Origin of the sequence: Paenibacillus sp. DMB5 (assembly GCF_001517085.1) — a bacterium.
Taxonomy (GTDB): domain Bacteria; phylum Bacillota; class Bacilli; order Paenibacillales; family Paenibacillaceae; genus Paenibacillus_AQ.
The window spans coordinates 1-25,133 of sequence record NZ_LRAC01000121.1 but is presented as its reverse complement, the minus strand read 5'-3'; the positions used below and the strand labels follow the sequence as shown (position 1 = coordinate 25,133).

Below are 25,133 nucleotides of genomic sequence, written 5' to 3'. Positions count from 1 at the left end.
CTTAGTCACTCTCCCACCATGCTGCTTCCGGTAAGCCGGCAGCGCTATATTTTGAATAATACCTAGCCTTGAACTCCCATTGCTACGAACGGATAATTTTCGTCCCCAGCTTCTCCCCGCCCAGCACCCGGCTCAGCACCTGAGGCTCTTTGCCGTCTACGATGACAACCTCGGACACACTGCCCTGAATGCAGTCCATCGCCGCGCGCACTTTGGGGATCATCCCGCCGTAAATTTCACCGCTGGCAATCAGCTCTTCAATCTGTGTTACTGTAACCGATGGAAGTACGACCTTTTCACCATCAATGGTGCGCATAATACCGGGAACGTCCGTGACCACAATCATCGAAGGTGACTCAACAAAAGAAGCCACCGCCCCAGCCGCCGTATCCGCATTAATATTGTAACGCTGCCCCCCGGCATCTACACCTATAGGTGCGATAACCGGAATGTAGCCGAGTGCCAGAATCCCTTTTATGATCTCCGCCTTTACTTCCGTAACCTCGCCGACCTGCCCTACTACATCGCTGTTGGCCACAGGCTGTGCCAGTATCAGATTGCCGTCCACACCGGACAAGCCAAGGGCCTGCCCGCCGCTGCCCTGGATTCTGCGGACAATCGCCTTGTTGATGCTTCCGGCCAGCGTCATCTCTACAACATCCAGTACTTCCTCTGTGGTCACCCGCAGTCCGTTCACAAAACTGCTCTCAATCCCCAGATTCGCCAGATTATCGGAAATTGCCGGTCCGCCGCCATGTACAATCACAGGCTGTATCCCGCTAGCCTGCAGCTCTCTTAAATCCGCAAAAAAAGAATCCGGCAGCGCAGCCAGCGTACTCCCGCCGCATTTCATCACAAACAGCTTTTCTATCTTTTGCTCCGTCATTTTCTTGATATCCTCCTTATGGAACCGCGTTTTAGGTACGGTATGCCGCATTAATCCGCACATAATCATAAGTGAGGTCACAGCCCCAGGCTGTAGCTTTGCCTTCGCCGTCAGACAGAGCTACGGTAATCAGAACCGTATCGGTCTTTTGCAGATAATGCAGAGCCTGTTCTTCATCAAAAGCCACCGGCCGCGACTGGCGCAGCACCGCTATCTCGCCAAGCGTTATATCCACGTTCTCCGGCGACACCGGAACACCTGCGCGTCCAACGGCAGCAATAATCCGGCCCCAGTTGGCATCCGCCCCAAAAATCGCCGATTTCACCAGACTCGAGCCTACCACCGTCTTCGCAATCGCACCCGCAGCCTCATCATGCACCGCACCGCTGATCTGCACCTCAATCAGTTTGGTCGCACCCTCGCCGTCCCGGGCAATCGCCTTCGCCAAGTGCCGGCACACATGGGTAAACGCCGCAGCAAAAGCATCCCAGTCCGCATGCAGACGCGTCAGCTTATCATTTCCGGCCAGGCCGCTGGCCATCGTCACCAGCATATCGTTCGTGCTTGTATCTCCGTCAACTGTGATCATATTAAAAGTAGTATTAGTAGCGGTACGCAGCAAGCTTTGCAGATCTTCCCCGTCAATCAGGGCATCCGTCGTCATGAAGCCCAGCATCGTGGCCATATTCGGATGAATCATCCCCGAGCCTTTGGCCGCACCGGCAATCGTTACTTTTTCTCCGCCTACCAGCACTTCGACGCAGCATTCTTTTTTCACCAGATCGGTTGTTAAAATAGCCTGGCTGAACTCCTCCGCTCCTGCGGCGCCTCCATCCAGCTTCTCCGGCAGTCCGGCAATCCCGGTACGCACACGGTCCATCTTCAGCAGCTCACCAATTACTCCGGTTGATGCTACTGCAACATTCTGTTCGTTCACGCCAAGCGCTTTGGCCGCAGCTGCACGCATCTCATAAGCATCGGCTTCGCCCTGCTCGCCTGTGCAGGCATTGGCATTCCCGCTGTTCACGATTACCGCCTGCAGGGTACCGTCCGCCAGACTCTCCCGGGTTACTTTAAGCGGTGCAGCCTGGAATACATTCGTCGTATACACAGCCGCAGCCGTTGCCGGAACCTCACAGAGGATAACTCCAAGATCGTTGCGGGTTGTTTTTTTGAGGCCGCAGTGCAGTCCTGCAGAGGTGAAACCCTTTGGTGCGGTAATGCTTCCGCCCTCCACGACGGTATATGTTGCCTGATTTATGCTCATTGTATGTTTGACCGCTGAACCTTACGGATACACTGGTGTGTAACCGAGGCCGCGGGTTTCCTCCCATCCCATCATCAAATTCAGGTTCTGAATCGCCTGCCCTGCTGCGCCTTTAACGATGTTGTCAATGACAGACACAATAGTTACCCGTCCTGTACGGGCATCTGCGGAGAAGCCGATATCGCAATAATTCGAGCCGCTGACCTCTTTGGTCGCCGGAAGCACTCCAGCCTCACGGATCCGCACAAAAGCTCTGCCTGCATAATACTTGCGGTATAATTCCACAAAATCCTGCTCACTATAAGCGCCATTCATCCCGGCATACATGGTGCTCATAATCCCACGGGTCATCGGCACCAGATGCGTTGTGAAGGTTACCGTTACTTTTTCACCAGAGATATCTGTAAGCACCTGTTCAATCTCCGGAATATGCTGATGCTTGTTAACCTTGTAGGCCTTAAAGTTCTCATTGACCTCAGCATAATGAACGCCCAGATTCACCCCGCGTCCCGCTCCCGAAATACCTGACTTCGCATCGATAATAATGCTCTCCGGCTTGATCCAGCCTGCCTCTACCGCAGGAATCAGCCCCAGCAGCGTAGCGGTCGGGTAACAGCCTGGGTTGGAGATAAAATCAACTCCTGCAGCGCGTTCACCATATACTTCACATAACCCGTATACGGCTTGCTCCAGATATTCAGCAGGCGGAGCTGTGTGCTTATACCACTGCTCATACTCTGCGCCGTCCTTCAGCCGGAAATCACCGGACAGATCGACAACCTTCAGGCCCGCTTCCAGCAGCTGCGGCACCAGCTTGGCACTCACACCCGACGGTGTTGCCGTGAATACTACATCAGCCCTGCCCGCAATCTCGGCCGGATCAACGCCATCCAGCTTCCGCTCCACAATTCCCGTCAAATGCGGAAACCCGAGCTCAATCGGCTCCCCTGCACTTGATGAAGAGATTACCGATGTAATTTCTATATCCGGATGGTTCTGCAAAAGCCTGATCAGCTCCACGCCACCATACCCCGTCGATCCCACTATCGCCGCTCTCAGCTTGCCTGCCACTGTCATCCCCGCTTTCTGACTCATTCATGAATGCATACCGTCCTGCAAATATGTATTATTATACGACCGAATTAATATAAATACAACACGTTAGGTTAACTTTATTAGAAGGATTGTTATACAAGCAGAAACGGCTATGCCGTCCTTTAGAGAAGGCGGTAACCGTTTCTGCGAGAAATATAAGGATTATTGATAGCGTAAAACTTATAAATTCTTATATTTTAAAAAAGAGAAGCGCAGACTTCTCTCATGGAGATTCTACGCTTCTCTTTTAAATCCTTCACCGAGCACCTCATGGGCCTCGGTAATGATAACGAACGCGCCCGGGTCTACAGACCGGACGATCGCTTTTAGCCGGGTAATTTCGTTCTGGCCGACAACCGCCATCAGCACTACCCGGTTGTCACCGGTATAGCCGCCCTGTGCGTTCAGCTTGGTCAGCCCGCGGTCCAGGTCATTCAGAATGGCCTGGGATATCGCCTCTGTATGATCTGAAATGATGTAAGCCACCTTGGTCACACTGAAGCCCATCTCCAGCGCGTTGATTACTCTTCCGGTCACGAACAGGCCGATCAGTGCATACATCGCCTGCTCCATCCCCAGCACAAACGCAGCCAGTGTAATAACCGTACCGTCCAGCAGCACTACAGACAGCGAGAAGCTGAAGCCGGTAATCTTTTGAATAATCTGCGCCAAAATGGTCAGTCCGCCCGTGGATCCGCGTCCGCGGAACACCAGCCCCAGACCAAGCCCGACTGCGATCCCGCCATAAATCGAGGCAAGCAGCGGATTGGTTGTCGGAACCGGACCGTCTTTGGTCAGGTAGATAAACAGCGGCAGCACAAAGCTCCCCAGCAGGGAGCGCATGCCGTATTGCTTACCAAGGAAAATAACCCCGAGGATAAATAACGGGATATTCAAGGCCCACTGTGTAAAAGCCGGCTCGGCGCCGAACCACTCCTCAGCAAGCACCGATATGCCGGATACTCCCCCTGAAGCGATCTGGTTAGGCAGAAAAAACAGATTGAACCCAAGACCGGTAATCAATGAACCGATCAGGATTAACGCCACATCCACTGTATGGCGCAGCGGCCCGTTCAGCGGAATCAGCGGCGGTTTGTTGCGTGAATTTTCTTTTTGCATGTTCTCTAGCTTCTCCTTACTACACTCCGAGGACGCGTAGAAATCCAGTTATGCTTATTCAACTTCTGTCTTGATCTGGCTGCGCAGATAGCCGTCGATGAACAGGTTAATATCGCCGTCCATCACAGCCCCCACGTTCCCGGTTTCCACGGAAGTACGGTGATCCTTCACCATGCTGTAAGGGTGGAATACATACGAGCGGATCTGGCTGCCCCAGGCAATATCAGATTGTTCGCCGCGGATCTCATCCAGCTGCTTCTGCTGCTCCTGCAGCTTCTGCTCGTACAGCTTGGAGCGCAGCATTTTCATCGCCTGCTCCCGGTTCTTGATCTGCGAGCGTTCATTCTGACAGGTTACCACTACACCTGTAGGAATATGCGTAATCCGCACCGCAGAGTCCGTCGTATTGATATGCTGACCGCCCGCGCCGCTGGCCCGGTAGGTATCTATTTTCAGATCCTCTGTACGGATCTCCACTTCCACATCATCGGTAATCTCCGGAACCACATCGCAGGAAACGAACGAGGTATGACGTCTACCGGAGGAATCAAACGGCGAGATGCGCACCAGCCGGTGTACACCCTTTTCCGCTTTCAGATAGCCGTAGGCATTGAAGCCTTTAATTAGCAGCGTTACACTCTTGATGCCCGCCTCATCACCCGGCAGATAGTCGAGCACCTCAACCTTGAAGCCGCTTTTCTCCGCCCAGCGTGTGTACATGCGCAGCAGCATCTGGCCCCAGTCCTGGGACTCCGTTCCGCCTGCACCCGGATGCAGCTCCAGAATGGCATTCAGCTTATCGTACGGCTGATTCAGCAGCAGCTGCAGCTCGAACTCATCCACTTTGCCGCTGATTGTCCGGATGTTTCCGGCCACCTCGGCAGCAAGCTCCTCGTCGCCTTCCTCATCGGCCAGCTCCACCATCATCGCCGCATCATCGTACTCCTGCTGCAGCTTCTCAAACTGGTCTACTACAGATTTAACTGCATTCATCTCACCGATGACTGCCTGGGCCTGTTCATTGTCATTCCAGAAATCCGGCGCTGCCATCTTCTCTTCAAAGTTCGCAATGACTTCCAGCTTCAGGTCTAAGTCAAAGAGACCCCCTAAGGTTGGTTAGTTTCTTGCCTATTTCACGCAGGTCCTGCTTCACATTGGAATCAATCATGGTATCACTACACCTTTCAAAATAAAATATTGCGCGGGGCCGCTGATTGGAGTTTGCATCGTTCCAGGGAGTATAGCGCGCATGGCTCCTTGCTCCTCAATCTTGCACCTGGCGTATTCCGCAGCTCCTGGGAATGTTTGGACTTCCGGCCGCTGTTGTCTTCAGATTTCCTGATTGGGACCGCTGTTCGCGGTAGAAATCCGAAGACAGCATATGCTTCCGAAGTGAGCTTTTCTGCGAAAAGCTTTCAGGCGGACGCATTCGCTCCTACAGTTCCAAACTTCCCCTCCGCCGCTCCCGCCAGGGGCTAGAGCAGAGCATCTTCACCTGCTCTAGCCCCTGGGAAACTCCCCAAAACTCCAAAAAAGCGGCCGGGCCGCAAACGGGGGAAACCCCGGGCCCAGCCGCTTTTATTATCATTATAAGCCTGAGACGCCTCGGATATCCTTATGCGTTCTGGCCGTGGCAGTTCTTGTACTTCTTGCCGCTGCCGCATGGGCAAGGATCGTTACGGCCAATGGCCGCTTCGACATGTACCGGACGCTTCTCAGCCGGCTCAGCGTTGGTCGAGATTTTATCTTCCTCGACTACAGACTGGCGTTCCTGATTGGCTTCGATGTGCGCCTTCATAATATAAGTAGCGACTTCCTCCTGAATGGCGGCAGTCATGGCGTTGAACATCTCAAAGCCTTCAAATTGATATTCACGCAGCGGATCGGTACCGCCGTAAGCACGCAGGTGAATCCCTTGACGAAGCTGATCCATCGCATCAATATGATCCATCCATTTGCTGTCTACGGAACGGAGCACGATAACCTTCTCGAATTCACGAACCAGTTCAGCGCCGAGGCGCTCTTCACGCGCATCATATTTCTGCATAACACGGTCAAAGATGAAATCAACGATTTCTTCCACTTCCTTGCCCCACAGATCATCACGGGTAAGGGCGCCTTCATCCAGCAGCTTGCTGTTGACATAGTCGGCAACCTCCTGCAGCTCCCAGTTCTCCGGAATATCGTCACTGCAGTGAGCACGGACTACACGGTCAATGACCGGCTTGATCATCTCGGTTACAACGCCCTTGATATTCTCGGATTCAAGAATTTCGCGGCGCTGTTTGTAAATGATTTCACGCTGCTGGTTCATAACATCATCATACTGAAGAACGACCTTACGAATATCAAAGTTATTGCCCTCTACCCGCTTCTGGGCCGATTCAATTGCGCGTGTAATCATACGGCTCTCGATCGGCTGGTCTTCTTCAAAGCCCAGACGGTCCATCATGTTCAGCACGTTATCCGCACCGAACCGTTTCATCAGCTCATCGCCAAGGGACAGATAGAACTGCGTCGAGCCCGGGTCACCCTGGCGTCCGGCACGTCCGCGCAGCTGGTTATCGATCCGGCGTGATTCATGACGCTCTGTACCAATGATATGCAGACCGCCAACATCTCTGACACCGTCACCCAGCATAATATCTGTACCGCGTCCGGCCATATTGGTTGCAATGGTTACGGTTCCCGGCTGTCCTGCCTGGGAAATGATCTCCGCCTCGGATTCGTGATGCTTGGCATTCAGCACCTGATGCTTGATGCCCTTGCGCTTCAGCATTTCAGATACGCGCTCTGAATTCTCAATGGATACTGTACCAACCAGTATAGGCTGGTTCTTCTTGTGGCGTTCTACAATCTCGGATACCACTGCGTTGAATTTGCCGTTCTCGCTCTTATAGACAACGTCAGGCATATCTACACGCTGGTTCGGTTTATTCGTCGGTACCTGCAGAACCTCCAGGCCGTAAATTTTCTTGAATTCTTCTTCTTCCGTCTTCGCTGTACCTGTCATACCGCCCAGTTTGCGGTACATCCGGAAGTAGTTCTGGAAGGTAATTGTAGCCAGGGTCATGCTCTCGTTCTGCACCTGGATTTCTTCCTTGGCCTCAATCGCCTGATGCAGTCCGTCACTGTAGCGGCGGCCAGCCATCAGACGGCCTGTGAATTCATCGACAATAACAACCTCGTCGCCGTTCACCACGTAATCGACATCACGGCGCATGATGACATTAGCCTTGAGCGCCTGGACGATATGATGATTCAGCGTAACATGGCTGTGATCGTACAGGTTCTCAACGCCAAAAGCGCGTTCAGCCGTAGCCACGCCCTTCTCAGTCAGTGCTACCGACTTCACTTTAATATCAACAGTATAATCTTCTTCAGCCGTCAGCTTTTTAACAAAACGGTCTGCTGCATAATACAGCTCTGTCGACTTCTCAGCTTGCCCTGAGATAATCAGAGGAGTACGCGCTTCGTCAATAAGAATGGAGTCCACTTCATCAATAATACAGAAATATAGCGGGCGTTGTACCATCTGCTCCTTATAGAGCACCATGTTGTCACGCAGATAGTCGAAACCAAACTCATTATTGGTACCATACGTAATATCGCAGGCATAAGCGTCTTGTTTATCAGCATGGTCCATGCCGTTCAGGTTAACCCCGACCGTCATGCCCAGGAAGTTATAGATTTGTGCCATTTGCGCGCTGTCGCGCTGGGCCAGATAGTCATTCACCGTTACTACGTGTACACCCTTGCCGAGCAATGCATTTAAATAAACCGGTAATGTACCTACCAGTGTCTTACCTTCACCTGTCTTCATTTCGGAGATCCGGCCTTCATGCAGCGCCATACCTCCAACAAGCTGTACGTCAAAATGCCGCATGCCCAGCGTCCGTTTGGAAGCTTCGCGTACGGTTGCAAATGCCTCGGGGAGAATTTCCTCCAGAGTCTCGCCTTTTTCGATCCGGGCCCGGAATTCTTCCGTCTTCGCCTTAAGCGCCTCATCCGAGAGGGCTACGAATTCAGGTTCCAGTCCGTTAATAACATCGACCGTCTTCATGAGACGCTTAACATCGCGTTCGTTGGTGTCGCCGAATATTTTCTTTACAAGTCCTAGCATGGTTAACCCCTTTCATGCAACACAGATGGTGGAACCGAGCCCATCCTTAAATATAAATTGAAAGGGCCATATATTATTTCGATTCCGCTGCTTCATAAATTGTAACAGTTTGTAAGACAAGCCGCAATACGAGCAGCCGCAACCTTATTTTGCAAAATAGAAGAAGCGGCAAATTGTCACCCTTTATATACGATTAAGAGCCCTATTCGCTTCAAGCGAATAGGGACTCGGCTGATTTTTTGAAATTATTACTGGCGGCAATAACCTTCCAGCATAGTTCTGTGCCTGATTATCAGATTAATCTTGTTCGATCAGGCCGTACTTGCCGTCATTGCGTTTGTAAACAACGCTTACTTCAGAAGTCTCAATGTTGGAGAATACAAAGAAATTATGTCCAACCATGTTCATCTGCAGAATGGCTTCCTCGACATCCATAGGCTTCAGGGTGAAGCGCTTGTTCCGCACTACTTCCAAATCATCGTAGTCCTGTTCTTCAACGGCAACGCTACTCGCCGGTTCTTCCACGAAGATGGTCTTCAGGCTGCCTTCCTGGCGGAACTTACGGTTGAGTTTGGTTTTGTGCTTGCGGATCTGCCGTTCCAGCTTGTCCACGACAGCATCAATGGATGCATACATGTCGTCGCTGCGGTCTTCTGCACGAAGTGTCACGCCGGCCAGCGGAATCGTTACTTCCACCGTATGAAGGCCGCGGACTACGCTAAGCGTCACATATCCTTCTGAGGTAGGGGGTGCATCGAAATACTTCTCAAGTCTGCTGAGCTTCTTATCAACATAATCTCTCAAAGCATCTGTCACTTCAATTTGTTGACCTCGAATGCTGAATTGCATAGGGCACTCCTCCTTTGTTTACGTTCCCATTATACCAAATTGTCAGCGCTAAGTAAAAAGCAATTCGTTACAGACTTTACATTTACCTAACATTAATCTACAGCTTTCTATATTTACAAATAAACAAAGTCCGGACGAGGCAATCAGGTTGCCCTCATCCGGACCATATATAGCCGCTTATATTATTCCTAGACGGCCTGATTTTATAATAGCAAATTCCTTACAGAGTGCCTGCTTACGGGCTGTATTAAGCTTTAAGGCTATTTCGTATGAATCCGTAATATTTCTATTGGTGACCATGAAGTTCCGCTGCCTGCAATGACATACACTTTATAAGCGGTATCAGCAGTTAGATCACTTAGAGTCAGTGTCTGTCTTACTCCTGGAACCGGTGTAAAGCCACCGCTCCAAGGTGCAGCAAGCTGTGCACCGGAACTGTTTTGACCTGCTGCAATCTGTTCTGCAGTAGGCTGGGTAGCGCCAGCCGGAAGCACCACATACCGTACGGGTGCGGCTATCCCCCCCGTCTGGCCGTAGGTAACATAAACATCAGCCGTGACTGTCCCCATGGTGCCCGGACTAAGTTCAGTAATGGCCCCACCGCTGGCAGATTTAGTAGTTAATCGGAGAGTATAAACCCCTGACCAGCTGCCTGCAGTATCAGTAACCGCAATATAGGCCGCATACTCAGTACTGGCCTGCAATCCGTAAACCGAGAATGACACAGTGCTGCCGGCGGTAGCGGCCGTAGAGCCTGCATTCACACCTGCTGTCCCGGCAGCAGTCAAACCGTCACGGACCTGCAGATGGTTAGGCGTAGCCGCTGTACTGCTGTAAGGGGCAACAACATAATAAACGGCTCCTGTCACCGACGGGGTCATATACACATCTGCCGTAACAGAGCCCACATGTCCATAAGTTATTCCGCTAACAGTTGGAGCAGTACCTCCACCGCCACCGCCGCCCCCACCGCCGCCGCTACCTCCACCAGCCGGGCTGGTTGGGGTTGCCGTCGGAGTTGGAGTGGCCGTTGCAGAAGGTGTAGCTGTAGGTGTAGGAGTTGGCGTGACTGTCCCGCCTGGCTTATTAGCCGCCGAGTTACCGATGATACCAACTGCTTCAGCTCTGGTCAGAGCTTTTTTCGGCCCGAAGGTTCCATCCGGATAACCGTTAATGATGCTCTTGGTAGCCGCGGCTGCGACTGCGCCTTTTGCCCATGAGGCAATTTGAGCACTATCTTTGAAGGTCAGCGTTGTGGTGTTAGTATTCAAACTGAGGAGCTTGGCAGTAATCACCGCAGCTTCCTGACGGGTAATTGGACTGGTAGCACGGAAAGTATTATTCTCATATCCGCCAATATATCCGGCTCTTACAGCTTTGGCCACTTCACTGTAAGCCCAGTTGGTGCTCTTGAGATCTGTAAACGTGATTGCTGCCGTGTCCGTAAATCCAAACAGGCGGTTTACCAGCGCCACATACTCACCTCGGGTAATCGCATTATTCGGTTTTACCGTCCCGTCAGCATAACCTTGCAGGTATCCTTTATCGAGCCAGTCCTGTAGCTGGCTCTGTGCCCAGTGTCCCTGAATATCCTTGGCCGTTGCGGCAGAGACACTTCCAAGAGCTCCGAACAACATGCTGATTCCGAATATTCCAGTCATCAAACCGCGCCACATCTTCTTCATTCTGCTATCCATCCTCCTAAAAGTTTGATTGCGCATTCCTCCATGGCTGTAACCATAATCTTGCAATATCATTCTTGGAAGCATGCGCTTACATTTGTGGGCCTCCAGCGTTATTAAATCCGCTTTATACAACACATCTGCTTCAGGAAGCATACTGTACGCAATGTCAGCTTAGGCAGCATAGTGTAATTCATTCCTTTTATGTGTAGGCACATTTCACTGTACTGCAGAAGGGCATTAGCTTCACGGTATTGCTTTTCACACCTTTCTCAACCATACGCCTAAGCTGCGAATAGTCTGCATCGAGGCAAGATCGTAGGCCCAACATCTGTCATTACCCATTTTTTTCATATCCCTAACAGAATATTGGGAATTCATGTTAGGTTTGGGCGATTTGACTGTGGATTAGCGCTTTCAGAACAATAAAAAAAGACCCCGGGAGAATCCCAGGGTCCCTGCTAGCGTTGTCTAAATTGCTAACCATCTACCATATATGTAGGTCGCTGCGCCGGATGATTATAATTTGATGACGTTAGCTGCTTGTGGTCCGCGTGCGCCTTCAACGATGTCAAACTCTACGGATTGACCTTCATCCAAAGTTTTGAAGCCTTCAGTTTGGATTGCGGAGAAGTGTACAAATACGTCGCCACCATCGGCAGTTTCGATGAAGCCATAGCCTTTTTCTGCGTTAAACCATTTTACTTTACCTTCCATTGATTAAACATTCCCTTCGTCATCAGATGAACGTGAGTCTTGCCCACAACTCGACTATACCACCGCAGCTTCTTCATTGTCAATTGGAAAAGTAAATGTTTACTTTCAATAATTTACCACCCACAAATTTAAACAAATCAGCTTCAAATGTGATCAATTCATCAAAAAGGAGCAGACGCTATATAATACCCGTCTGCTCCTGAGCTGAAACATCAGTACCTGGTTATTTTTTGCGGTCCATAAGGAGGCTATCAGGTGTATAGGCCGTTTCATAAGCATTACGCTGCATCTTGGCCTGATTCCGGTTCAGTAGCCATTGGGAGGCTTCAAGTTTCAACGCATTCATACGCTGGCTCAGCTGCTGGTCGTGAGCCAACAACGCTCTTATCTTCACCTTCTCATCGTCATTCGGCGGATTATGACGAAAGGAATCTATAAGCTCGTCCGTCAATTTCTCCCGCTGTTCGACAAATGCTGTGATCTCATTATCATCAGCCTGGCTTAATCCCCCAAGTATACTCCGGGTCAGCTCCTCAAGAGCATGAATCCTATCGGCCATGAGTATGTTCCTGAGATGAGTTCGATTTGGAAGCTTCCATCCAGGTTACACGCAATTCATTGAGGTACGTTAATGCTTCCTCAGCAAGACTCTGATCTTTCTTCACATTTGCTTGTATCATTAAATGTCTAATGTATTCGTAAAGACTGAAGAGACTATTGGAAATACTATAGCCCGGATCAAGCGTAGCCATTAATTCACTCATTATAGCCTGGGCTTTGACAAAGTTTTGATTTGTCTTCTGAATATCCGCTGCAGCAATTCCTTCCGCACCCGCCTTGGTAAAACGGATAGCTCCATCGAAAAGCATAATCAGCAGTTGTCCCGGCGTAGATGTTTTTACCGACGACTGCCGGTATTTTTCATATGGAGAAATCATCATTGTTTTCACCCTTTTCTTATCCTAAATCTCATATCAGAGAAAGCTAGACAAACTGCTTGACTGTGAATTATATTTAGACATTGCTGTTTCCATCGCAGTAAACTGTTTGTAATAGCGTGTTTCCAGATCTGTTAAACGATCCGTCATGGCCTCGATTCTGGATTTATAATCCTTGAGCATTCTCCCCATTACGCTTTCCGTTTTATAGGTAGCCGTCAAATCTGTCGTAAATTTCGATGTCCCTGCTTTGGTAACGATGTTATCAAGAGACTTATCTACTAATTTAGACATTTGACCAAATATACCACCGTCTATGCTTACGGAGTTGCCCTGGAATAATTCGGTAACCCTTTGAGGATTTGTAGTAAGCGCCTGTTTAAGCTTCGCTTCATCTAAATAGATTTTCCCGCCTTCATAATACTGGCCGGTAGTAATCCCCATGTCACTGAGACTGCCAGATTTTTAGATATGACCGAACGGAGATCTGAAATAACGGTTTGGAGAATGGAATCATTTTTTAAAAGACCGCTTTTGGCCTTATTCTCCCAGTTTGTAATATCCGCTTCTTTCATTTCGGCCTTTTGTTCATCAGTCAGAGGAGGGAAATTACGATATTTTTCTTCCCCCACCTTGGTAGACATTGTTGAAATGAGAGAATTATACGTATCTATGAAGGACTTAATTGTATCAACCGTTTTATCTGAAGATGGCACGGTTGAAATATTGGAGGCTCCGCCAGTTCCCGATACAGCCAGAAAAGTCAGGGACACACCATTTACCATCAGGGAATTGGTTGACGGAGTGTAAGTAACGGCTGTCTCTGAACTGCCCTGCTTAGCGCTTTTTACAGTCACTTCTGCGTTTTGGGCATCGCTGTAAGTTGTCAGATTTATCAGCGATTTTAATGAGCTGTCCAGGTTAGCTTCTTTCAAATAGGTGTTTGCCCCATCTTCCGTTGAGGTTATATTAAATTTACCGCTGACCTCATCAAAGGTTGCTTTAACCTTGGCGTTACTGCTGTTAATTCTCCCCATCAGACTGGAAATTGTATCTGTACTGGTAAGAGCAATATCTACACTATTGATTGTAATCTTACTGGGTATGGCGACTGCACCGCTGTGCTGGATGTCAGATAACAGCGTCGAACTCGTAGCCGTTTTGCCGGTAGAAGTACTTACCAAACCACTTGATTCTGTACTTGATCTGGTAGCCAGCTTATTCACAGTTACTGTCATCCCTACTCCGTTTGCGCTTGCCAAAGCATCGGCTTTCACCGCAGCTGTATTCCCCGTTACCACTGCCTGCTGTGTATTCATCTGAGCGGATTTATTCCATTCACTCAGCTTATTCATCTTGAAATCTACCAGCTTACTGTTGATTTCGCGGTAACTATCACGTTGCCACTCCAACAGCGTCTTTGACTGGTTAAGCTTTACAAGCGGCTGGCGCTTTGCATTCATCAGTTCTTTGACAATACTATCAATATCCATGCCTGAAGAAAATCCGTTGACCCGGATAGCCATTCGTTCATCCCAGCTCCCTTCTACACACGTTCATCAATCAAAATTCCGGCAATCTCCATCATGTTCGCAACCAGATTTAATGTCTTCTCGGATGGCACTTCTCTAATTAATTCTCCAGTATCCTTGTTGAGCACCTTTACCATCAGTTCATGTGTCTTCTCATGAATACTGATTTCCAGTGTTGTCTGCGGTCCTTCCAGAGCTTTGACTGCCTTAGCTATAGCCTTGATCAGCTGCTCCTGCCCGATTGATACTTTAGCGCCTTGTCTTTCCGCTTGTACGAGCTCTGAATTGGTGCTGATTTTATCAGGGAGCTTTTGCTGCTCCGGGGCTTTTACGGCAGCAGGTTCATAGCCTGCGCTCTGTTTAGGTGGATTAACCGATACCGCAGACAAGGAGAAATGAAATTCCATATACAAAAACCTCCGAAAAGAATACTATTATTTAATTTATATATCGGAAGAAGGATAGTCTTTATGAAGACGTTCTTCCATTTAAAGCTAAATCCCATTGAGATAGTGGAAAGAGCCGTTTAATCTCATGCCATATCACTCTCATTCCTTTAATATTGCGTTTGTTCTCATATAAACTGTAACAGCTCTCAAATGAGCTATACACCGGTAGCAGCTCCATTAATCTAGCATACAGCACTTCCGCATCATCTAAATGACCAAGCCTGAGGCAAAGATCTCCAAGGATTTTCAGCACTTCCACATTTGCAGGTTTTTCTTCATAGAGCTCTACTAATTGGTCAAATGCCGGCTTTTCATAACCATAATCGATTAAGACTTCACACAGCTTAATTTTGGTGTCGATTTTGGCTGTTAAAAGTACGGCAGAAATCGTTTCGAAACGGTCCATTTCCTGAAGAATGATAAGGTTCCGTGCCATTTCAAGGAGCTGAGCCTCTACTGGGCCTGTCATTTCGGCAGCCTTTAGTTCCGCTCCTCCGACAAGCTTGCTGAGTTGCTTGGCCTCACGATGGCTTAGATTCATAGCCCCAACAGCAAGCTTTAGTAGCTCTGGATCTTGCATGATATAAGCCAGCAGCAGGATATCTGGCCCGTTCTCCGGAAGAACTGCCTGTGGGGCCATTCCGCTCCAGATGGCACGGGCACCTTCATAATCCTTATTGTAGAGTTTGGCCACTGCTTCAATATGCTTTTGCGAATTAACGGAATATTGTGTAAGAAGATCCCACAGCAGCGGGTGTCTAAGTCCATACAAGATATTCAGAAGCAGATGAAGCTCCTCGATATTGGCAATATTATAGAGCTGTTTAATAGTCTCATAAACATCCTTTAATGGGACCTTAGCCTTCAGTGTGATATTGAAATATCGTTTAAGTGCAGGGGTATAATTTTTTTTGGCCTGAAGAGATTTCAAGACTGCGTCAAAACCCTTTGTAAGCTGTCTCTGCTTCTCATATACTCCTCCCAGTGATTCTAAGGCTTTGTAACTCCCTGATCCTTCAAGCACCAGAGATCCGCTGTCTCCGATTTTCAGACACTGCTCAAATGAAGCTACAGCATCTATATAATAGCCAGTCTTTGCGAAAAGTTCCCCGCGGATATACCACATTTCGGTTTCTTGAGGGAATACGTTTACTGCATCGTTCAAGATGCTTAAGCCTTCCTCGTTCCTGTCTAGTTCCCCAAGAGAATAGGCTAGCTTTACCAGCAATTCCGGCAGAAAGACACGGTTTGTGCTTAACGGGTATGCCTTTTTGAAAAATTCTACAGCCTTAAGGTGCTCATTCAGCGATAAATAGGTTTTACCCATGTTATATAGATTGTAGGCATCGGGGTTTTCCCTTACAGCTTGCAGCATCAGGGGTAAATTCCGGTTTATCTTATCCTTTTCAATCATCGTTTCCGCGTTGTACCCGGTATGATGAATAAGTGCTCCAGCTTCTCCGCCTTTAAGTGCATCGTTACCCACAACATTCAAATGCTCATGTAGCCGGTTTTCATAATAAAGATCGGCATCATTTTTGAATAGTCGCACTGCGCTGTGAGTAAAGCTCTGCCCGTAGGAATGGTAATTTTTAATGTTAAAAAGATAATAGTCCAGTCTTGAAGAAAGCTCCTGGTGCAAGTCGGCTTCTGGATCTAAATACTCATCTGCATCCAGGACCAGAATATACTCCTTGGTTGCCTGGCGCAGCGAATAATTTCGGGCTTCTGAAAAGTCATTAGTCCAGGCAAACGTATACACTGATGCGTTATACTGCTTGGCAATTTCTACTGTATTATCAGTTGATCCGGTATCTACAATAATCATTTCATCCACTTTATCTTTTATACTGTCCAGACACCGGGCCAGTATATTCTCTTCGTTCTTAACAATCATGCATAATGAGATGGAGGCATTCATAAGTACGATCTCCTCTGAATTAAATGTTACTTATTATATCGGCATCATTCAAAAATAAGTTAGTTGCGATAAACAGATTACTTACTGCTGAAAGCAATTTTACCCTTTACAAATCAAAGAGGACTGATAGCAGCCCGTTCAGGCATACCTATCAGTCCTCTTTGATTAAGAGACTAACATTAATTCAATTGAATTAAAAATTAACGAAGGAGCTGCAGTACGCCTTGCGGCTGTTGGTTCGCTTGCGCCAACATCGCTTGGGCAGCCTGCGCAAGAATATTGTTCTTCGTCTGAGCCATCATTTCCTTCGCCATGTCAACGTCACGGATACGGGATTCAGCTGCAGTCAGGTTCTCGGAAGAAGTATTCAGGTTGTTGATAGTGTGCTCCAGACGGTTCTGGTAAGCACCCAGCTTAGCGCGCTCAGTGGATACAGTTGTGATTGCAGTATTGATAGTTGTAATAGCTGCATTCGCGGAAACCTGGCTGGAGATGCTGATACCGGAAGTTGCAATTGCTGCAGTACCGCCTGTTGCCGAAGCGCCGCCTGTTCCTGCTACACCCAGGGAATGAGCATCCATAGCAGCAATTGTAAGCGAGATGCTTTGGCTTGCATTAGCACCGATATGGAACGAAAGGTTAGCTGCACTGTTTACCAGAGTACCGCCGTCTGCAGAACCATCAAGCAATTTCTTGGTGTTGAACTCTGTAGTGTTGGCGATACGGGTGATTTCTTTTGCCAGTTCATCTACTTCTTTTTGCAGAGCTTCACGGTCGCTGTTTGTGTTTGTATCATTGGAAGACTGAACAGCCAGCTCACGCATACGCTGCAGAATGCTGTGTGTTTCATTCAGTGCGCCTTCAGCAGTTTGAATCAGAGAAATGCCGTCTTGCGAGTTCTTGGCAGCCATGTCCAGACCGCGAATCTGGCTGCGCATTTTTTCGGAAATTGCCAGACCTGCTGCATCATCGCCTGCGCGGTTGATGCGAAGACCGGAAGACAGTTTCTCGATAGATTTGTTAGTATTAGCTGTGTTAACAGACAATTGACGTTGTGTGTTCATTGCTGCTACGTTGTGATTGATAATCATTGGGTATTTCCTCCCTGAAATTAAATTGATTCCACATCCTTGTGGTAAACGCCAATCCGTTAAGGTCGGCCGCCCTGCCGGATCAGCGTCTAAATAATATATCGACGGGAGCTGCCGAACTGTTTAGAGCATTTTAAACATTTTCTAAAAAATATTGAAATTTACTCAAAGTGCTGATTTGCCTGTATATGCCGGCTTAATTAAATCAATAAAAACCCGGGACTCTTAAACAGTCCCGGGCTAAATGTGGCCTCTGCAATTATTAATCCTGATTCCCTAATCCCCTCAGCCGGTGAAGCAGGGCATTAAGATCAGACTGCTGGGGAGCAGCCGACTCGCGGTTAGCCTCCTGGATCGAGAGATAAACCTCTTTACGAAAGATATCCACATGCTTTGGTGCTGAAATACCAACCTTGACTGTATCACCATCTACACTAAGGATCGTAATCTCAATTTGATCCTGAATAACGATGGATTCACCTTTTTTACGGGAAAGCACTAGCACATCAGCCACCATCCTTTCCGTCTGCGGGCTGCTCCTGAAGCAGAATATGTTTGGTATGATAGGTCCGGCTATGGATCACAATCTGTTTACCTAGCCGCTGAGCAGGGTTGAATACAATCGGAGCCAACAAGTTAATTGTAGATTGTTCTGCATTTTCATGAAGGGTAATAATACTGCGGATAAGAATATCCGATTCAATTTGCAGCTCTGCAGCTTCCTCATCCGGCAGTTCAAACTCATAACCGGGATAAAATTTAAAGGGATCCGTAAGCAAAAAGGATATTCCCTGCTCTTTTAATGACTGCAGTACCCAAAACGGTGTATCTTCCAATGGAATTAAAGCGTAGTCCGTTTCTTCCTCAAACCCCGGAATACCCTTGGGAAAATGATACAATTGTTCTTCACTCACTTCAAGTCTGCCCATCGACAATGTTTCTATAATCAATTGACTCAACTCCTAAACATTTTATGAAAATGGAGTAATATAGAAAAATGGCTATAGACGCGCACTCAGGCACATCTATAGCTCACATGCTATATCTGCATATTAATTTCAGGTGGAATGAATTCCACAGAATTATACTGCTGCATATAGATATCCAGCTTTCCGCGGGTGTATTCAATCTCAGGGTCATGCCGGGTAGCCTGTATATCTACTGTAGCAGCTCTGTAACTGATCTTCGGTGCCTGAGATTCAAACCGGATTTTCACGTTATCGTAAGATGCCGGTCCGCACGGATTAGGAAAAGAATTGGGTTCTGTATCAAAACCATAAACTTCGCCAATGGAATTACCGGGCTTAAAAAATTCAGACATCCGGTTGCCCTGCTCCACCCTCCGGGCGATAGCCTGCAAATATAATTGCTTGATACCTGAATAGATACGACCGTTCATTTCAAGCACCGTGCCCCCGTTATAAGCGGCTCGCGCCTGTTTCTGATCTATCAGAAGCACCGGACGTGTAGACTCCACACTTAGCTTTCCTGGTGTAGTTGTTATATTAACTTCAGCCTTAGGCTGTGAAATGGAATAATGGCCGGGATCTGCATCAATACCAATAACCGCCGGTGTCTGTCGAATTTGCAGAATACCCTGCATCAGCGAGTAGCACCTCCGTTATCTAATAAAGTCTACGAGTGTGGTTGAGATGATTTTCGCTCCAACAGATAGGGAAGCATTATAAATGTTCTCCTGAATCTTCGAGTTCATAATCAGCTCTTCATAACTTGCATCCTCTGTCTTGGCCTGGAGTTCCGTAAGGTTGGTATTAAGGTCGCTAAGGCGCTCCTGCATCAGCTCTACCCGGTTAGTCTTTGCACCAATCTCAGAACGGGCTGTCAAAAACTTTTCAATACGGGTATCCACATTGGCTAAGTGGTCTGATACTCCAGTGATGTTGCCTGACTTTAGAGCACTTGAGATATTGTTAATGACTGTGAAAATATTATCTGCGTCTGACGAGTAGCCAAACACATCATTTCCGCTTTGGCTGATGGGCAGCTGAACCCCTTCACCTACGACATATTGAATCTGTCCAGGGTCTGTAGTAATAGCCTTAGTTGTATCAAAGGTTCCGTCTGCTCCCTTAACAAAGTCATACGGCTTAACATCATATTGCTCGCCATTAAAGATGTATTTCCCGTTAAGCTTACTGTTAGCAATATCAACAAGCTGCTCTTTGAGCTGCATTACTTCCTCATTGATACTGTCCAAGGCTGACTGGGGATTACTTCCGGTCGCCGCCTGCACAGTAAGCTCTCTTAAACGCTGAACGACCTCACCGGCTTGTCCCAGCACCGTATCATTATAATCAAGCCAGGAGAGCGAGCTATCCACATTCTTCGTATATTGCTCGTTAGATGATAACTCAGCACGATAGCGCAAAGAATAGGTGATACCCACCGGATCATCCGAAGGCTTGTTAATTTTGCGGCCAGTCGAAAGCTGAAGCTGCGTATCATTCATTGTCCGGGCATTCCTGTTCAAGTTAAGCAGCAGCTGTGAATTCATCATATTGGAGGTTACCCTCAACATCAGCTATTCCTCCTTTTATCTGCCGACTGTGCCGGTACCGTTAATCAGTTTCTCAAGCATTTCGTCATAAGTAGTCATAAAGCGTGCAGCTGCACTGTAAGCGTGCTGAAATACCAGCATATTCGACATTTCTTCATCCAGCGATACACCGCTCACCGACTGGCGCCGCGAATTTACCTGTTCAACCAGATAATCAGAGTTGCTGGCCTGACGTGTTGCTTCCTGTGACTGGATTCCCAGCTGTCCAACCATAGAACTGAGATAGGACCCAACAGTACCTGTTTTTGTGCCGTCAGTAGAAGTGAAAGTAGTGTTATCCTTCATATTACTGAACAATGTGGCAAGGGAATTGTTTCCTTTTATAACAGTGGTAATTCCGGCACTATCTGTAGTCACCCTCATTGAGGTTGCAAACAGATTCGCGTTAGCAGCTATTTCCGGATTAAGCCTCAGATTGCCTGCGGTAATCGGTTCACCTGCAATTGCCGGTGTAAAAAAGGCCCGTCCCGAGCTGCCGTCTATGGCATATCCTAACTCATGCAGACCATTGAGTCCCTTAACCGTAGTTTTGAGATCTCCAGTCAATGGTACCGGAACTGCCGCTCCGGCAAGAAGTGTAGTTTTGGTGCCGTCTGCATTAATAATTTCCGAGTCCCGAAGAACCGTAGTTCCTGCCGGAAGCGTAGATCCCGAAGGAATCGTAACCTGAACCTCACCATTAGCAATTGTATTAGCCATGTCATCGAGCTGCTTTTTGTAATCCGCAACATACGTTTTGCTGGAGAAGATCATACCGTAGGCTTCGCCTGCTTTGAGATCCCCGGAAGCGTATGCGTTATTTAAAAATGCACTGTCTACTGTAGCAGCCACAGCTGCTCCCTGGACAAGCGGTTGTCCGCCAAGTGAAATCGTATATCCGGCATCTGTATCAAGTACAGTAACATTAATTATTTTTGAAAGCTTGTCCGTCAGCAAATCCCGCTGGTCGCGCAAGTCGTTAGCCTGATCGCCCATGCCCTCAATTTTGTAGATAGACCTGTTCAGATCAGCAATAGAACTCAGATAGCTTTGAATCTCTTTACCTTTAACATCAATATTGGTGTTAAGGTCCTTGTCCAGATTATCTAACTGTGTACTCATATAGTTAATTGCATCTGTAAGTGACTGTGCCGTCTGTACAACAATCTTCCGGGCTGTAGGATCCTCCGGATTCTTACTTAAATCTGACCAGGATTTCCAGAAGTTATCAAGCACTGTCCGGATTCCTGAATCAGAAGGCTCATTCACAATGGCTTCTAGTTTATCCAGAGTATCGGATTGGATAGTCCAGTTCCCGCTTGAGGCATTCTCCCCCCGGTACTGGTCGTCCAGAAACATCTCACGAATCCGTTGTATGGAAGTAAACTCCACGCCTGTCCCCATCTGTCCGGGCATCGCCGAATTATTCATGCCGTATGCCTCGATCGGAATAGCAGCCTTCATATTCACACGCTGGCGGGTGTAACCTTCTGTGTTTGCATTAGCAATATTATGTCCGGTTGTGTTGAGTGCAGCAGTCTGGGTAAAAAGGCTCCGCCTTGCCGTCTCTATCGAATGAAATGTGGATGTCACTGCTTATTCCTCCCTATGATTGCTCCGGCAATGCGGAATATATAAGATTCATTATCCGCGGGCGTCAAAAAGTCCTGAACGGCTGCTGTTATATCCTTTGTCGGCCGGATGATGATACGTAAATTCCTGGTTCGGTCTTCCGACAAGCAAATCCAGGGAATAGTCTATAAAAGTAAGCGACTGCTCAATCAGCTTCTGGTTCAGCTCGTTGGCTTTTTTTAAGCGAAGCAGTGTGTTAGACAGCTTCTGCTGTATTTGCTGCAGACGCGATTTTTCTTCAGGATCAAATACAAGCCGGGACAGCTCGGTCAGGTTCAGGTTCAGATTGGATCGTATGCCTACTCCCTGTAAGAAGGTATAGGCAGCCTCTGCACGCTGCTCCTCAAGCTGTCCAATCAGCTTCATCAGCTTGGACTCCCGGTTCATGACGTCAATCAGGCCATCGACCCTGTTGTCCATAATCGTCTGCTTCTTGACTGCGGCCAGATCAAGCATCTGAAGATGCGTGTCATCCAGCCGCTCAAGGAGTTCAAGTAATTTCGTCAATGCCATGGATGAATTCACCTAATTCTCGGAGGATTGCTTAAAGTAGGGGGCGAGTGAGTCTGCGAGTTTAGCTGCGTCAACTTGGTAGGTACCTGCGGATACTTGCTGTTTCAGGCTCTCGATCTTGTTTGCACGTTCTGCATCGATCTTGCTGCTGTTCTGGGCTTTCAGAAGCTGGATTGCTTCATCAGATATTGAAACCTCGTCCTTGCGTGAACTTTTCTTGATCTGCTCCTGGCGCTGTGCTTCCGCACTGCGCTGATACGGGTTAATTGGGTTAATTCGTCCGGTCTCGTTAATTTTCATAACTTCCACCTTCCTTTAAAATAAAAAAGCCGATAATCTTTACTAAGTTTATCGGCCTTTATTGAATCAATCTTTATAGCTGAAAACGTTTTTTCCAAGATTTTATTAATTGCGGAACTTATCAACGGCGCGGTAAGCGGATTTATTGCCACTTTTAGGCGTTTCATTCGCAGCAGCAGTTTCAGCCGCAGCTCTGTTTAGATCCTTGCTTAAACGGGACCGGCAGCTGTCACACATGTGCCCTTCGCGGATCAGTGTTCCGCACACTTCGCAAGGAAGCATCATGTTCGGAGCATTCGCTATAGAAATCCGGCCTTCGCGGATAAACCGGGTGATCTCTTTAATAGGAATTTCAGTAGCATCGGACAGCTCCTGAATATTGGTGCCACGGTTCTTGCGCAGGTACTCTGCACAAATCACATATTGATTCTCAAGCTCTTTGATACAGGGCTGGCAAAGTTCCATAATATTCTTAACGTATAAACGGCCGCATTTGGGACAATTGTCTACATTCATTTTACCGGCGGCTCCTTCCCTTACATTTTGTGCATTGCATAATGAACTTATGCTTAGATTACATGATTGCAAACGCTTAGTCTATGATTAGTATCGGCTAGATGATTTAAACTTGTAAGGCTTCCCCTCTTTTTTCTTTTTCTATATTTCCGGTTCAAACTATATAGAATTATTTCGCATTAAGAACGGGCCCACGTCAGGCTATAAATCTCTGCATCTCTTCTATGACCCGAGCATATAATCTGTACCGCTTCTGCACACGCGCGAATGGTACTGCCTGTAGTGTAAATATCGTCAATAATGAGAATCTGCAGCGGCCGGCCGGGAGCTTTTACTTGAGACAACCAGCTGCTGAATTGTGCACTGACCGGCTTATCCGGATTTGCAGCAAAAGCGTGCCTCATATCTGCGATGCGCTCTGCCCTGCTTTTAAAGCTCTGTTTCCCGGTATGGTGGGTACGGACAAGGAGCGGGAGCTGCGGAATCCCCCTAAGTCCGGACAATACATCTGCCAGGCGCTCGGCTTGATTAAAGCCGCGTTCCATGAGGCGGGACTCGGAGACGGGTACAGGAACAAGCAGGTCGGCGTGCCACAGGCTAGCTGGATTAGCCCTCTTTTTTCGAAGGAAATGATGTTCATACAACCAGTGAGATTGGACCTGCATGAAGTTTTGGGGATGATCTATATAAGCTTTTAGCTGTAAGTATGCACGATCCAGCATGAGACCGAGCAATGGTGCAAGCCGTTCATGCCCCCTGTATTTATAACGTCCCAGCAATTCACGCATCACCTGTGTATAGGCTACTGCACTCCGGTTATAGAGAATAGTTGCCGATTGGCCGCTCCGGCTGCAATCCGGACAACCGGTGTGGCGGCCGCATTTCTGGCAGCGGGGCTGACGGATCCAGGGAATACCAGCTTCGCAGCCTGTGCAGATGCCGGGCAGTCCGGCTGACGGACGGCGTTTTTACCGCAGATTAGACAGCAGATGATTGCGGGAGCAAGTAAGGAGCGGATACTGGTTATCCAATCGCTTAAAGGATTCATGGTCATTTCCTCCTCTTCAGGTATCCCCGCCTGCGGGCAATGGCATTCATCGTGCGGATCTGGGCAATCGCCTTGCGCTGGGAGCTCGTCCACTGAGGGGAGAGAAACAGCACTGTGCCTACCGGGTCTTCCTGCGAACGTCCTGCCCTCCCCGCCATCTGCACGAGTGAAGCCTCATCAAACAGACTGCTGTCTGCATCCAATATATATACATCGCTGCGCGGAACCGTCACCCCCCGCTCCAGAATGGTTGTGGTAATCAGCATTCTAATCTCCCGTTTACGGAAGGCCGTTACTTTGCCGGCACGGGACGGATCCTCAGAAGAGGTTCCTTCAATGCTGATTTCCGGGTAAATCCGGAGCAACAACATCCGTATGGGCTCAATATGGGCAATGCGTGACACGAATAGAAACACCTGTGCTTCCCGTGCCAGCGATCTGCGCAGTGCCTGTATAAAAGCCCGGGGCAGCCCGCCCTTTTTGATACACAGATGTACCGGACTCATCGTCAAATGCTGCGGTACTGGCAGCGGATGGCCGTGAAAGCGCACCGGCACTCTTGCATGCGGCAGCCTTCCGAAGCTGACTTGCCTTTGCAGCTTCCGGGGCGGCGTTGCTGACAAAAAGATAAAGGCTCCGTCCGGCTTGCAGGCCTGCCCGGCTGCAAAAGCCAACAAAGGATCGTTGTGATACGGAAACGCATCGACTTCGTCGATGATTACCAGATCAAAAGCCTGGTGGAACCGCATCAGCTGGTGCGTAGTGGCGATGGTAATCCGGCCCGGTATCCAGCGGTCCGGACTGCCGTGTACAGATGGCCAGTGACGCTGCCGGGAAGGCCCGCGCCAGACGCGGGGCCAGCTCCAGCACGACGTCGCGCCGCGGCCGTCGCCACCAG

Annotated in this window: 26 protein-coding genes and 1 pseudogene; all 27 read right to left on the bottom strand. The window is 48.5% G+C overall.

The window, feature by feature from the left end; all coding sequences use genetic code 11:
• Nucleotides 1-82 precede the first annotated feature (82 nt).
• Complete coding sequence (argB, locus tag AWJ19_RS14170; protein WP_068724659.1) at nt 83-886, bottom strand: acetylglutamate kinase; 804 nt, start codon at nt 884-886, stop codon at nt 83-85.
• A 31-nt stretch (nt 887-917) separates the two neighbouring features.
• Nucleotides 918-2,147: a bifunctional ornithine acetyltransferase/N-acetylglutamate synthase gene (gene argJ / locus AWJ19_RS14165; protein ID WP_277815809.1), complete on the bottom strand. Its 1,230-nt coding sequence runs from the start codon at nt 2,145-2,147 to the stop codon at nt 918-920.
• Nucleotides 2,148-2,174: 27 nt separating this feature from the next.
• Nucleotides 2,175-3,224 carry an N-acetyl-gamma-glutamyl-phosphate reductase gene (argC, locus tag AWJ19_RS14160; protein WP_241781750.1) on the bottom strand — a complete coding sequence of 350 codons (1,050 nt, stop codon included), beginning with the start codon at nt 3,222-3,224 and terminating at the stop codon, nt 2,175-2,177.
• Nucleotides 3,225-3,482: 258 nt separating this feature from the next.
• Nucleotides 3,483-4,367 carry a YitT family protein gene (locus AWJ19_RS14155; protein ID WP_068724656.1) on the bottom strand — a complete coding sequence of 295 codons (885 nt, stop codon included), beginning with the start codon at nt 4,365-4,367 and terminating at the stop codon, nt 3,483-3,485.
• A gap of 54 nt (nt 4,368-4,421) precedes the next feature.
• Nucleotides 4,422-5,535 (bottom strand): peptide chain release factor 2 gene (prfB, locus tag AWJ19_RS14150; RefSeq protein WP_128083602.1). Its coding sequence is split into 2 segments (ribosomal slippage): nt 4,422-5,462 and nt 5,464-5,535, totalling 1,113 coding nucleotides; the frame shifts between segments, so codons are not numbered across the junction.
• A gap of 447 nt (nt 5,536-5,982) precedes the next feature.
• Nucleotides 5,983-8,490 carry a preprotein translocase subunit SecA gene (gene secA, locus AWJ19_RS14145; RefSeq protein ID WP_068724653.1) on the bottom strand — a complete coding sequence of 836 codons (2,508 nt, stop codon included), beginning with the start codon at nt 8,488-8,490 and terminating at the stop codon, nt 5,983-5,985.
• A gap of 297 nt (nt 8,491-8,787) precedes the next feature.
• Nucleotides 8,788-9,339: a ribosome-associated translation inhibitor RaiA gene (raiA, locus tag AWJ19_RS14140; RefSeq protein WP_068724651.1), complete on the bottom strand. Its 552-nt coding sequence runs from the start codon at nt 9,337-9,339 to the stop codon at nt 8,788-8,790.
• A gap of 260 nt (nt 9,340-9,599) precedes the next feature.
• Nucleotides 9,600-11,024 carry an S-layer homology domain-containing protein gene (locus AWJ19_RS14135; protein WP_068724649.1) on the bottom strand — a complete coding sequence of 475 codons (1,425 nt, stop codon included), beginning with the start codon at nt 11,022-11,024 and terminating at the stop codon, nt 9,600-9,602.
• Nucleotides 11,025-11,540: 516 nt separating this feature from the next.
• The gene (locus AWJ19_RS14130; RefSeq protein WP_068724647.1) at nt 11,541-11,738 is read right to left on the bottom strand and encodes a cold shock domain-containing protein; all 198 of its coding nucleotides are present in this window, start codon (nt 11,736-11,738) and stop codon (nt 11,541-11,543) included.
• Between the two features lie 223 nt (nt 11,739-11,961).
• Nucleotides 11,962-12,297 (bottom strand): hypothetical protein, encoded by a 336-nt coding sequence (locus AWJ19_RS14125; RefSeq protein WP_068724646.1) that lies wholly within the window; start codon nt 12,295-12,297, stop codon nt 11,962-11,964.
• The gene (gene fliS, locus AWJ19_RS14120) at nt 12,287-12,679 is read right to left on the bottom strand and encodes a flagellar export chaperone FliS (RefSeq protein ID WP_068724644.1); all 393 of its coding nucleotides are present in this window, start codon (nt 12,677-12,679) and stop codon (nt 12,287-12,289) included. Before fliS ends, AWJ19_RS14125 begins: the two co-directional genes overlap by 11 nt.
• A gap of 33 nt (nt 12,680-12,712) precedes the next feature.
• On the bottom strand, nt 12,713-13,120 hold the full coding sequence (gene fliD, locus AWJ19_RS37305; RefSeq protein WP_277815808.1) for a flagellar filament capping protein FliD: 408 nt from the start codon (nt 13,118-13,120) through the stop codon (nt 12,713-12,715).
• The gene (gene fliD / locus AWJ19_RS14115; protein WP_277815807.1) at nt 13,072-14,202 is read right to left on the bottom strand and encodes a flagellar filament capping protein FliD; all 1,131 of its coding nucleotides are present in this window, start codon (nt 14,200-14,202) and stop codon (nt 13,072-13,074) included. Before fliD (AWJ19_RS14115) ends, fliD (AWJ19_RS37305) begins: the two co-directional genes overlap by 49 nt.
• A gap of 20 nt (nt 14,203-14,222) precedes the next feature.
• Nucleotides 14,223-14,615: a flagellar protein FlaG gene (locus AWJ19_RS14110; RefSeq protein WP_068724642.1), complete on the bottom strand. Its 393-nt coding sequence runs from the start codon at nt 14,613-14,615 to the stop codon at nt 14,223-14,225.
• Between the two features lie 61 nt (nt 14,616-14,676).
• Nucleotides 14,677-16,578 carry a glycosyltransferase family 2 protein gene (locus AWJ19_RS14105; RefSeq protein WP_068724640.1) on the bottom strand — a complete coding sequence of 634 codons (1,902 nt, stop codon included), beginning with the start codon at nt 16,576-16,578 and terminating at the stop codon, nt 14,677-14,679.
• Nucleotides 16,579-16,778: 200 nt separating this feature from the next.
• On the bottom strand, nt 16,779-17,669 hold the full coding sequence (gene hag, locus AWJ19_RS14100) for a flagellin Hag (protein WP_068724638.1): 891 nt from the start codon (nt 17,667-17,669) through the stop codon (nt 16,779-16,781).
• Between the two features lie 262 nt (nt 17,670-17,931).
• Nucleotides 17,932-18,174: a carbon storage regulator CsrA gene (gene csrA / locus AWJ19_RS14095; protein ID WP_068724637.1), complete on the bottom strand. Its 243-nt coding sequence runs from the start codon at nt 18,172-18,174 to the stop codon at nt 17,932-17,934.
• Between the two features lies 1 nt (nt 18,175).
• Nucleotides 18,176-18,619 (bottom strand): flagellar assembly protein FliW, encoded by a 444-nt coding sequence (gene fliW, locus AWJ19_RS14090; RefSeq protein WP_068724635.1) that lies wholly within the window; start codon nt 18,617-18,619, stop codon nt 18,176-18,178.
• A gap of 89 nt (nt 18,620-18,708) precedes the next feature.
• A complete protein-coding gene (locus tag AWJ19_RS14085) occupies nt 18,709-19,272 on the bottom strand; it encodes a DUF6470 family protein (protein ID WP_068724634.1) in 564 nt (187 codons plus the stop codon).
• 18 nt (nt 19,273-19,290) lie between these two features.
• Nucleotides 19,291-20,208 (bottom strand): flagellar hook-associated protein FlgL, encoded by a 918-nt coding sequence (flgL, locus tag AWJ19_RS14080; protein ID WP_068724632.1) that lies wholly within the window; start codon nt 20,206-20,208, stop codon nt 19,291-19,293.
• Nucleotides 20,209-20,223: 15 nt separating this feature from the next.
• Nucleotides 20,224-21,819: a flagellar hook-associated protein FlgK gene (flgK, locus tag AWJ19_RS14075; protein WP_068724630.1), complete on the bottom strand. Its 1,596-nt coding sequence runs from the start codon at nt 21,817-21,819 to the stop codon at nt 20,224-20,226.
• A gap of 51 nt (nt 21,820-21,870) precedes the next feature.
• Nucleotides 21,871-22,371, bottom strand: coding sequence for a flagellar protein FlgN (locus AWJ19_RS14070; protein ID WP_068724629.1), 501 nt, complete (start codon nt 22,369-22,371; stop codon nt 21,871-21,873).
• 12 nt (nt 22,372-22,383) lie between these two features.
• On the bottom strand, nt 22,384-22,671 hold the full coding sequence (gene flgM, locus AWJ19_RS14065) for a flagellar biosynthesis anti-sigma factor FlgM (RefSeq protein WP_068724627.1): 288 nt from the start codon (nt 22,669-22,671) through the stop codon (nt 22,384-22,386).
• A 105-nt stretch (nt 22,672-22,776) separates the two neighbouring features.
• On the bottom strand, nt 22,777-23,187 hold the full coding sequence (locus AWJ19_RS14060; RefSeq protein WP_068724626.1) for a TIGR03826 family flagellar region protein: 411 nt from the start codon (nt 23,185-23,187) through the stop codon (nt 22,777-22,779).
• A 179-nt stretch (nt 23,188-23,366) separates the two neighbouring features.
• Nucleotides 23,367-23,966 (bottom strand): ComF family protein, encoded by a 600-nt coding sequence (locus tag AWJ19_RS14055; protein ID WP_128083601.1) that lies wholly within the window; start codon nt 23,964-23,966, stop codon nt 23,367-23,369.
• A gap of 23 nt (nt 23,967-23,989) precedes the next feature.
• A complete protein-coding gene (locus AWJ19_RS34800; RefSeq protein WP_128083600.1) occupies nt 23,990-24,235 on the bottom strand; it encodes a hypothetical protein in 246 nt (81 codons plus the stop codon).
• 2 nt (nt 24,236-24,237) lie between these two features.
• Nucleotides 24,238-25,133, bottom strand: a pseudogene (locus AWJ19_RS14050) (helicase-related protein); the annotation flags it as partial.

What these genes read in the sequence shown, in the direction of transcription:
- argB (WP_068724659.1), bottom strand. Translation starts at nt 886, where the DNA reads ATGACGGAGCAAAAGATAGAAAAGCTGTTTGTGATGAAATGCGGCGGG.
- AWJ19_RS14155 (WP_068724656.1), bottom strand. Translation starts at nt 4,367, where the DNA reads ATGCAAAAAGAAAATTCACGCAACAAACCGCCGCTGATTCCGCTGAAC.
- secA (WP_068724653.1), bottom strand. Translation starts at nt 8,490, where the DNA reads ATGCTAGGACTTGTAAAGAAAATATTCGGCGACACCAACGAACGCGAT.
- raiA (WP_068724651.1), bottom strand. Translation starts at nt 9,339, where the DNA reads ATGCAATTCAGCATTCGAGGTCAACAAATTGAAGTGACAGATGCTTTG.
- AWJ19_RS14135 (WP_068724649.1), bottom strand. Translation starts at nt 11,024, where the DNA reads ATGAAGAAGATGTGGCGCGGTTTGATGACTGGAATATTCGGAATCAGC.
- AWJ19_RS14130 (WP_068724647.1), bottom strand. Translation starts at nt 11,738, where the DNA reads ATGGAAGGTAAAGTAAAATGGTTTAACGCAGAAAAAGGCTATGGCTTC.
- AWJ19_RS14125 (WP_068724646.1), bottom strand. Translation starts at nt 12,297, where the DNA reads ATGGCCGATAGGATTCATGCTCTTGAGGAGCTGACCCGGAGTATACTT.
- fliS (WP_068724644.1), bottom strand. Translation starts at nt 12,679, where the DNA reads ATGATGATTTCTCCATATGAAAAATACCGGCAGTCGTCGGTAAAAACA.
- fliD (WP_277815808.1), bottom strand. Translation starts at nt 13,120, where the DNA reads ATGGGGATTACTACCGGCCAGTATTATGAAGGCGGGAAAATCTATTTA.
- fliD (WP_277815807.1), bottom strand. Translation starts at nt 14,202, where the DNA reads ATGGCTATCCGGGTCAACGGATTTTCTTCAGGCATGGATATTGATAGT.
- AWJ19_RS14110 (WP_068724642.1), bottom strand. Translation starts at nt 14,615, where the DNA reads ATGGAATTTCATTTCTCCTTGTCTGCGGTATCGGTTAATCCACCTAAA.
- AWJ19_RS14105 (WP_068724640.1), bottom strand. Translation starts at nt 16,578, where the DNA reads ATGAATGCCTCCATCTCATTATGCATGATTGTTAAGAACGAAGAGAAT.
- hag (WP_068724638.1), bottom strand. Translation starts at nt 17,669, where the DNA reads ATGATTATCAATCACAACGTAGCAGCAATGAACACACAACGTCAATTG.
- AWJ19_RS14085 (WP_068724634.1), bottom strand. Translation starts at nt 19,272, where the DNA reads ATGCAGGGTATTCTGCAAATTCGACAGACACCGGCGGTTATTGGTATT.
- flgL (WP_068724632.1), bottom strand. Translation starts at nt 20,208, where the DNA reads ATGTTGAGGGTAACCTCCAATATGATGAATTCACAGCTGCTGCTTAAC.
- AWJ19_RS14070 (WP_068724629.1), bottom strand. Translation starts at nt 22,371, where the DNA reads ATGGCATTGACGAAATTACTTGAACTCCTTGAGCGGCTGGATGACACG.
- flgM (WP_068724627.1), bottom strand. Translation starts at nt 22,671, where the DNA reads ATGAAAATTAACGAGACCGGACGAATTAACCCAATTAACCCGTATCAG.
- AWJ19_RS14060 (WP_068724626.1), bottom strand. Translation starts at nt 23,187, where the DNA reads ATGAATGTAGACAATTGTCCCAAATGCGGCCGTTTATACGTTAAGAAT.
- AWJ19_RS34800 (WP_128083600.1), bottom strand. Translation starts at nt 24,235, where the DNA reads ATGAATCCTTTAAGCGATTGGATAACCAGTATCCGCTCCTTACTTGCT.